Raw genomic sequence first — 7,790 nt, 5'->3', positions numbered from 1 at the left:
GACCAATGGCGGCGTGGATTCGTATAACTTCGTATAATGTATGCTATACGAAGTTATTACGTCCCTTGTCGGTGATTTTCAAAGAAGGAATCACCGGCAAGGCTAAAAAGGCCAGCTGTAGTAAGGGCTCATGCAGTTCACACCCGAGATTCCTAATCGCTTTTTTTAGCAAAGTTAACTTGTCAGCAATGCTGTGGCTTGACTCAAGACTCATCAGACCTGCGAGAGGCAAGGCGAGTTCGGCGGTAATCTTGCCATTATTGGCCACGACAAATCCACCCCCAATGGATTTCAGATGATTCATCGCCAGACACATGTCCGTATCCTCCGTACCAACTGCAATAATGTTGTGGCTGTCATGGGCCACGGTGGAAGCAAAAGCACCTTGGACTAACTGAAATCCTTCCACAAGGCCAAGGCTTGGTTGTTTGCTTGCTTGATAACGCTCCAAAACTGCGATTTTATTAATTTTTCGCGTGAGAAAATCACCCTTAGAATAGATGATTTTTTCGTGGGTGGTGATAATTTCATCGGCGATGACACCAATTACATTGTAAACACCTGCCTCTTCTAGGTGAATCTGGAGGTTTTCAGGAGCCAAATTATGGCTATTGATACTGTTATGAATCGGTGGTTGGGAAGCTTTGAAATGTTTTTCTATGTTGGTGTTGAGCGTCTGTAAATCTAATGGTTTGCCATCCACAAAGATTTGATGAATGTCTACATTTTCAAGATTGCTCATTAACAAAAAGTCAGCCTGGTAACCTGGTGCAATGAGGCCAAGACGTTTTAAGCCATAGTGCTGAGCGGCGGAATAACTACTTAAGCGGTAGGCAATATGAGGGGGAACTTTGTGTTTTTGAATCAACTGCTTGACCATAAAGTTAATGTGTCCTTCCGTATAAATCTCATAAGGATTACGGTCGTCACTACACAAAAGACATTGATGTGAGTTAAAGCTGTTGACGATGGGAGCAAGAGTGGCGAGATTCTTAGCAACCGATCCTTCGCGCAGCATCACCGCCATGCCAATCCTCAGTTTCTCTTTCGCTTCCTCAGCAGTGACATTCTCATGGCAGTTTTGAATACCGGCCGCGCGATAAGCGTTAAGCATTTTTCCTTGAATTGTTGGCGCATGTCCATCTAAGGGGCGTCCGCGAAAGAGATCAAGCTTGTCCAACACTTCATCGTCGCCAGCCACCACGGCTGGGAGGTTCATCATCTCACCGAGGCCAAAGGCGTAAGGCGATTCTTTTAATCGGTTCATTGCCTCTAAACTTAAGGATCCTCCATTGGTTTCAAACCCAGGAAGGGACGGAATGCACGAGGAGATTTGGACCAACATTTTTTGTTGCATGTGTTTAGCGCAACGCAAGAACCAAGCGATTCCTGCTTCACCCAATACGTTGCCGATTTCATGGGGATCACAAATAGTGGTGAGCGTTCCTTGCGGCAGCGTTGCTGCTTCAAATTCAAAAGGATGCATGAGAGAGGATTCAATATGAGTGTGCGCATCAATAAACCCAGGGATGATGGTTAGGCCCGTCGCCTCAACAAGAGTGGGCCCTTTATACTCACCAATACCGGCAATCCAGCGGCCTTTTATCGCCACGTCGGTTGTGAGCATGTCCCCATTAATCAAGTCTAATAGCTGAACATTTTTAATGACCAAGTCTGGTTCAAGATCCCCTCGGGCGACTTTTAAGATTTCCTTTAACTGTTCGCGGTTTGGGCTGAATCGATCCATGGGGCCTCACATTTGTTTGCTCTAATTTTTGGATAAATTTACTATAAAGCTTTGAGAATCTCCTCCACAAATTACTGAAAAGGCTGGATTATGGCAAGCAGATTTGAAGTGAAACTTCCTCACCAAAATAATTAACCTTTACTTGAGGGGCCTAAACACCTATGTCAAAACAATCGCTGAGAGGCTACAACCGAAGTTAGCTTCTCCCAGATGAGTTTTACGGCGGAAGCTAAAAAACATGTCAGGATTGCTATAGGTGTCATACTTAGAGGGGGTGGCACCGGCAATCTTTTGCTGCTCCAAAGTACGCTGAACAAATCCTGGCAAATCAAACAACCAGTGGCTTTCTTTGGGACTTTTCACGAAAAGATCAACGGCTTGCGGTAAGTTTTCGTAAAATTGTTGATCAACCTCATAAGATTGCTGCCAAATACAAGGACCAATGGCGGCGTGGATATGAGAAAGCTCAGCGCCACAGGAAATCATCGCTTCCACAGTGTTCTGCAGAATACCTGTTACAGCGCCGCGCCAACCAGCATGCACGGCAGCAATCACTTGATTTTTCGAATCAGCCAGCAATACAGGGACGCAATCAGCTGTCATAATTCCAAGTAGTTTATTGGGGGTTTTGGTAACAAGAGCATCTGCTTCCCTCAGGGTGGTTGCCTGCCAAGTTTCATCGACAATTTCAACTTTATTGGTATGCGTTTGGTTAAGCGTCATGAGATTGTCTGCGTTTAAGCCAAGGGTCACTGCAATACGGCGGCGATTTTCCATGACATTCACATCAAGATCACCTTTTCCTTTGGACACATTGAGAGAGTCAAAAAACCCCGTACTCACGCCCCCCTGGCGGGTAGTAAAGCCATGTTGAATCCCTGGAAGTGACTTGAGAGAGTCGCATTGAATGAGTGGAATCATTTAAAAACCTGCTGGTGTTATATCATTATTTTGCCCAACTGCTAAAACCTTAAATAATTCTCCCATAAATTGTGGACCTATCAACCGAAAAATAGCGAGTTGTTGCCTTTTTAATTCTTGAGGGGAGAGCAGTTTTTTTTGTTGCTCTAGTCGAAGTTCAATCCCCAAGTTAGTTAAAAATTCTCTTTGTGAGAGAATATCAAAAGTTTTTAGTCCTTTGTTTTTAAAGCATTTCTGTAGGCTTAAAAAATCGACATGATGGGTGATATCTGCTGTCCCTGGTTCTGCTAAAACCTCAACAAACTGATGATTTTTGACAGCTTGGAGGGAGTCCCCTGTCCATGGTTCTTTTGCCGCGCCATAGTCAATAAATAAACCAAGTCCTCCCTTTTTTGCAAGTTTATCAGCGATAAGATCCGCATACGCGAGGCTTGTCTCAGATGTTTCAATAAGGCAAGGTGCATCGGGAGTAAAATCTACAGGGGGATGTGAGAGGGGCATTTCGACAAAGCCAAAATTATCTCCATCATCGGTCACAAACCGTTCAGTCCAGGTGTTTTTATTACCACTGCCTCTATAGTTGAATTGGCGAATAGAAAAGGCATCAAAAAACTCATTGCCAATAAGAAGGTGAAATCCGTCAGGAACTTCTTCAAGCGAGCAATGCCAATGCACAAAAGAGTAGGGGGCTAATTTTTTCTGCTGTAACGCCCTGAGAGATTCACTAACCTCTACCAAATGAACACTCAATTGTTCAAAAATGACGGGGCGACGTTTAAAGCTGGTCAACATATCTTCCATCATCGTCCCCTTGCCAGGCCCAAGTTCAATAAGGCGAACTGGAGTAGGGCAATTTGCACGCTGCCAGTAATCAAGAAAAAACAAACCGATCAGCTCCCCAAAAATCGAGGAAATTTCAGGGGCGGTGATAAAATCCCCTGTTTTTCCCACAGGAACAGTGCGGCGATAATAACCCTCAGCCGCATGGTATAGAACAAAATCAATGAAACGATCGAGGCGCATTGGGCCTCGGGCGGCAATCTCTTGCTGTAAAACCGTCTTAAGCATCAGGACTGGATATCTTTACTGGGCGGCGTACCAAATACCAGCCAATACCCAGGAGTGGCAAAGAAAGTAGCTGCCCAATAGTGAGGGGGCCGACCCATGATTCTGGCTCTTTAAAGCATTCAATGGCGATTCTGAAAAACCCATAACCGATAAGGAATAAACCACTCATGCGTCCTGGTGTTTCGCGGAGCGTTGGACGCTTCCAACACCAGTTGAGGAAAAGGAGTAAAATAACGCCTTCAAAGAAGGCTTCGTAAAGCTGAGAGGGGTGGCGGGGATTAGGACCACCATTTGGGTAAACAATGCCCCAGGGGGCATCCGTGACGCGGCCATACATTTCTGCATTAATGAAGTTGGCAAGGCGACCTAGGAATAAAACAATGGGCATCCCAGTTCCAACGAGATCCATTAACTTGAAATAATGAATTTTTTTGCGGTGACATAAAATGAGGCTGCCGATAATCACGCCTATGAGTCCACCATGGAACGACATTCCCCCATGCCACGTTTTGAGAGCTTCAAGAGGATGGTGGATGATCATGCTAGGGTCGTAGAAAAAGATATAACCTATTCTTCCCCCTATAACGGCGCTGAGTAAAATCCAAACAATGCCATCATCAAAATTCTCTTGCTTCAAACCGGTTGGATGTTTCTTGAGGAGAGAGTTTCCATAGCTCCAGGCGAGGAGTGTGCCGACGACATAGGCAAGTCCATACCAATATACTTTGAAGGAGCCAACTGAGATCGCAATTGGATCAATCATGGGAAAAGGAAGTGTTAAAAACATTTTTTCTAAAAAATAATAATTAAAATTTTTCTATTTTTACGATAGAAAACGATCTTTGTATAGGCTTTTCCTTGTAAAAATATCGCAAAAATGAAGAAAATAAATTTTTTCATGTGCAAAACTCCACAAAAATATTGAATTTTTCTGTTAAAAAGTTAACAAAGGTCATTGACCTAAAATAAAATCAAGTCATAAGATTTTGTTGTAGTCATTGTTAAACGTTAATATAGGGTTAACTCACGTGAACAAAAACGATCTAGTTACACAAGTCGCGGCAGCTTCTGGTCTTACAAAAGCAGATGCTGAACGCGCAATCGAGGCAACATTTTCCTCAATTACTGATTCTCTTCGTGATGGTGAAGCCGTTCGCCTGATCGGTTTTGGTACCTTTGCTGTTACCAACCGTCAAGCGACTGAAGGCCGAAACCCACGCACAGGTGAACCATTGAAGATTCCAGCGAAGCGCTTGGCAAAGTTTAGTGCTGGTAAGCAGCTTAAAGAAGCTGTTTCTGGTTAATTTATTTTTTTAGAAAAAAGTTATTGCTTTTTAACTAGAAAAAAATTAAGGTGCGAAGAGTAAGAGATAAGGGTGATTAGCTCAGTTGGTAGAGCATCTCGCTTACACCGAGAGGGTCGGCGGTTCGAGCCCGTCATCACCCACCATACTTTTCCACCTTATTCTCTTATTTCCTTAAATCCTAAACAACTGGAAGATATGGGATGATGTCCGGCAGTTTCACGTCGACTTTTATTATTATAGGTTCTTTTTGAGGAGGTTTATGGTAAAAATGAGTTCTAAGATACGAAAACAGAAACCGGTATACATAAGCTCTTTCCCTATAAATATTTCCCAAACTATGAATATTAAGACAATTTTAGTTATTTCATTTGCCACTATGATGCTCAGCGCTTGCGGCAGACGTAATTTGCCCGAACAGCTTGAACCCAACGGCTATCCTCACGTGTATCCTCGGCCTGCTATGGAGGTTTTTGATGGGGGTAGCGCTGGGTAGGTTTTATAGCCAAAATAAGCTGAGAAAATGTCAACTTTCCAAGTAAAATTACTATATTCTATTCTATATCAACTTTTTAAAATTTCGAAACGACGATGACAAAAAAACCTGTGATTGGTATCAGTTTAGACGCAGAATACAACGGCGGTTATTCTCCCATGCCGTGGTATGCGCTGCGCCAAAATTATTGTGATGTGATTGTGAATGCAGGTGGGGTGCCTTTGCCGCTGGGACATTACCTTGAGTTAGTCGATGATTATGCTGCAAGGATTGATGGTTTGTTGCTAACAGGGGGTGATTTTGACATCGATCCCCGTTTGTTTGGAGCTAAAGAAGTTCACGAAACTGTCAAGATGAAACCTGCACGAACTAATTTTGAGTTTGCAATTGCCAAAAAAATCTATGAACAAGGCAAACCAATTCTGGGAATTTGCGGTGGGATGCAAGTATTGAACGTTGCCTTTGGGGGAAGTTTGATCCAGCACATTCCTGACGAAGTAGAAAGGTGTATCGCCCATCAACAGCCAAACCCTCATCAGCCAGCACATAACGTTGCGATTGAAGTCGGAACGCAACTCCACGCCATTACTCAAGTAGAATCTGCCCCTGTCAACACCGCCCATCATCAGGCAGTTAAAATTGTAGCGCCTCCTATGAAAGCCAGTGCTTGGGCCGAAGATGGGGTAATTGAATGTATAGAATCCCTCAATCCCAATCATTTTATGGTTGGTGTGCAGTGGCACCCTGAGTATAAAGTTAGCCAGGCGGATACAAAAATCATTGACGCTTTTTTAAAGGCAGCGCGGTAAATTCATGGAAAGATTGGCAAAACGAATCGCAGGCAGTGGTGTATGTTCTCGCCGTGATGCAGAGAAATTAATTCTTGAGGGACGGGTGACCGTTGATGGCGTGGTGGTTTCAACCCCGGCCTTTAATGTTGATACGACCAATATGGTGAGCGTTGATGGGCGAGATCTACTTGATAAACCAAAATCACGCTTATGGGGATTTTATAAACCAGTTGGATTGATTACGACCCACAAGGACCCGCAAGGACGACCCACGGTTTTTGAAAGGTTGCCTTCTAAAATGCCGCGTGTTGTCTCTGTGGGTAGGCTTGACTTGAATTCAGAAGGACTATTACTATTGACGACGGATAGTCAAATTTCTCGCCATGCGGAACTACCAACAACTCAGTGGCCGCGGTATTATAAGGTGCGTGTATTTGGCGAGGTGGACCCCAGGGAATTGGCGGATCTTAAAGGTGGCATTACCATTGACGGAATTCACTATGGCCGGATCGATGCGGAAATTGACCGGCAATCGGGGCGCAATACCTGGTTATTTATGACCCTGTATGAAGGAAAAAACCGTGAAATTCGGGAAGTGATGCGTCATTTAGGCCTGCAGGTGAATCGCTTAATTCGAGTGGCTTATGGGCCTTTCCAATTGCAAGACAAGCAACCTGGCGATCTGTGGGAAATTTCCTACACTGAATTTGCTAAGCATTTTCCCTTTTTTAATAACAAAGCTGATGAGCCCGCCAAAAAAACTCTTTCTTTAAAGAAACCACCAACGAGACGTCTACCCCCCAAACCAAAACGGACGCGTTAAATTGCGTATTATTTCGGGTGAATTTAAGGGAAGAAAATTACAGCGTCCTCCTGACTCTATTACTCGGCCAACAACCGACCGGGTACGTGAATCTGTCTTTAATATCCTGCTTCACCTAGAAGGATTTGAGTTTGATCGGGCGGTTGCTTTAGATTTATTTGCCGGCAGCGGGGCGATGGGGCTGGAGGCTTTGTCGCGTGGGGCGGCTCATGTTACCTTTGTTGATAAAAACCCGATTGCACGTCAGGTAATCTTAGATAATGTCCATCACTTAAAAATCCAGGAAAAGGCCTATATCTGCGCTCAAGATGCTCTTGAGTTGTCCCCGGCAGTGAGGCCGGCTGATTTGGTGTTTATTGACCCGCCTTATTCTCATGATCTTGAAGCAAAAGTGCTAGAACAACTTGTGGTCAAAGGCTGGGTAAGGTCGGGCGCGATTATAGTTCTGGAAACATCAAAAAAGACAAAGCTTGATTTTTCCCAAACTCCCTTTTTTCTGCTAACGGCGCGTACCTTTTCAAATACCACCGTATCAATTTTGAAAGTCGACTAGGCAAGGGCACGTCTATAGTATTCATAACGGATCTTGCCGTATACTCTTATGTCAACCATGAAGGGATAGGGGAGGTGGCAGACTTAA

8 protein-coding genes and 1 tRNA gene are annotated in these 7,790 nt (G+C 44.1%); 5 read left to right on the top strand and 4 right to left on the bottom strand.

Annotated elements, in window-relative coordinates; translation table 11 throughout:
* Positions 1–43: 43 nt before the first annotated feature.
* The 4 genes from adeD to lgt all read right to left on the bottom strand — a co-directional run bounded on the left by adeD (position 44) and on the right by lgt (position 4,523).
* Positions 44–1,747: an adenine deaminase gene (adeD, locus tag IG80_RS0108780; protein ID WP_032113695.1), complete on the bottom strand. Its 1,704-nt coding sequence runs from the start codon at positions 1,745–1,747 to the stop codon at positions 44–46.
* A gap of 159 nt (positions 1,748–1,906) precedes the next feature.
* A complete protein-coding gene (pgeF, locus tag IG80_RS0108775) occupies positions 1,907–2,668 on the bottom strand; it encodes a peptidoglycan editing factor PgeF (RefSeq protein ID WP_032113694.1) in 762 nt (253 codons plus the stop codon).
* Positions 2,669–3,736, bottom strand: a complete 1,068-nt coding sequence (locus IG80_RS0108770) for a class I SAM-dependent methyltransferase (protein WP_032113693.1) — start codon at positions 3,734–3,736, stop codon at positions 2,669–2,671.
* The gene (lgt, locus tag IG80_RS0108765; protein ID WP_032113692.1) at positions 3,729–4,523 is read right to left on the bottom strand and encodes a prolipoprotein diacylglyceryl transferase; all 795 of its coding nucleotides are present in this window, start codon (positions 4,521–4,523) and stop codon (positions 3,729–3,731) included. Before lgt ends, IG80_RS0108770 begins: the two co-directional genes overlap by 8 nt.
* A gap of 241 nt (positions 4,524–4,764) precedes the next feature.
* Here lgt and IG80_RS0108760 point away from each other — a divergent pair, with 241 nt between their 5' ends.
* The 5 genes from IG80_RS0108760 to rsmD all read left to right on the top strand — a co-directional run bounded on the left by IG80_RS0108760 (position 4,765) and on the right by rsmD (position 7,703).
* Positions 4,765–5,040 (top strand): HU family DNA-binding protein, encoded by a 276-nt coding sequence (locus IG80_RS0108760; protein WP_032113691.1) that lies wholly within the window; start codon positions 4,765–4,767, stop codon positions 5,038–5,040.
* 70 nt (positions 5,041–5,110) lie between these two features.
* Positions 5,111–5,186 (top strand) — tRNA-Val (locus IG80_RS0108755).
* A gap of 445 nt (positions 5,187–5,631) precedes the next feature.
* The gene (locus IG80_RS0108745) at positions 5,632–6,345 is read left to right on the top strand and encodes a gamma-glutamyl-gamma-aminobutyrate hydrolase family protein (RefSeq protein WP_032113689.1); all 714 of its coding nucleotides are present in this window, start codon (positions 5,632–5,634) and stop codon (positions 6,343–6,345) included.
* A 4-nt stretch (positions 6,346–6,349) separates the two neighbouring features.
* On the top strand, positions 6,350–7,150 hold the full coding sequence (locus IG80_RS0108740; RefSeq protein WP_075553216.1) for a pseudouridine synthase: 801 nt from the start codon (positions 6,350–6,352) through the stop codon (positions 7,148–7,150).
* A 1-nt stretch (position 7,151) separates the two neighbouring features.
* Entirely contained in the window at positions 7,152–7,703 is a 552-nt protein-coding gene (gene rsmD, locus IG80_RS0108735; RefSeq protein ID WP_032113688.1) for a 16S rRNA (guanine(966)-N(2))-methyltransferase RsmD, read from the top strand.
* Positions 7,704–7,790: the final 87 nt, after the last annotated feature.

Origin of the sequence: Candidatus Paracaedibacter symbiosus (assembly GCF_000757605.1) — a bacterium.
GTDB classification, from domain to species: Bacteria; Pseudomonadota; Alphaproteobacteria; order Paracaedibacterales; family Paracaedibacteraceae; genus Paracaedibacter_A; species Paracaedibacter_A symbiosus.
Note: the sequence above shows the minus strand (reverse complement) of the source record. Positions and strands in the feature narration are given on the sequence as shown.

Excerpts from the sequence above, each read along its gene's own strand:
- IG80_RS0108770 (WP_032113693.1), bottom strand. The coding sequence starts at position 3,736 with ATGCTTAAGACGGTTTTACAGCAAGAGATTGCCGCCCGAGGCCCAATG.
- lgt (WP_032113692.1), bottom strand. The coding sequence starts at position 4,523 with ATGTTTTTAACACTTCCTTTTCCCATGATTGATCCAATTGCGATCTCA.
- IG80_RS0108740 (WP_075553216.1), top strand. The coding sequence starts at position 6,350 with ATGGAAAGATTGGCAAAACGAATCGCAGGCAGTGGTGTATGTTCTCGC.
- pgeF (WP_032113694.1), bottom strand. The coding sequence starts at position 2,668 with ATGATTCCACTCATTCAATGCGACTCTCTCAAGTCACTTCCAGGGATT.
- adeD (WP_032113695.1), bottom strand. The coding sequence starts at position 1,747 with ATGGATCGATTCAGCCCAAACCGCGAACAGTTAAAGGAAATCTTAAAA.
- IG80_RS0108745 (WP_032113689.1), top strand. The coding sequence starts at position 5,632 with ATGACAAAAAAACCTGTGATTGGTATCAGTTTAGACGCAGAATACAAC.